The organism is Lentzea terrae, from assembly GCF_003265345.1.
Lineage (GTDB): Bacteria > Actinomycetota > Actinomycetes > Mycobacteriales > Pseudonocardiaceae > Lentzea > Lentzea terrae.
On sequence record NZ_QFWW01000009.1, the window covers coordinates 1 to 358 of the forward strand.

Below are 358 nucleotides of genomic sequence, written 5' to 3' on the forward strand. Positions count from 1 at the left end.
GGACCTCCCTCAGACGCTCGAAGAAGCCGGCGGCTGGGCCAACCGCGACACCGCGTTCCGGTTCGCCGACTACGCGGCGTCCACCGTGGAGGCACTCGGTGACCGGGTCGGCACCTGGACCACGTTGAACGAGCCGTGGTGCTCGGCGTTCCTCGGCTACGCGGCCGGCATTCACGCCCCCGGGCGCACCGAGCCGAGTGCCGCCGTCGCCGCTGTGCACCACCTGCTGCTCGGGCATGGCCTGGCCGCCGACACCATCCGCGCCGCCGCACCGGAGGCCAAGGTCGGCATCACGCTGAACATGTACCCGATCATCCCCGTCGACCCGAGCGATCCAGGGGACCTCGACGTCGCACGG

Annotated in this window: 1 protein-coding gene; it reads left to right on the forward strand. The window is 71.8% G+C overall.

The features are described from left to right. Positions 1-358 (forward strand): family 1 glycosylhydrolase (locus tag DI276_RS16760; protein WP_119724477.1); only part of this gene is annotated, 358 nt, incomplete at both ends.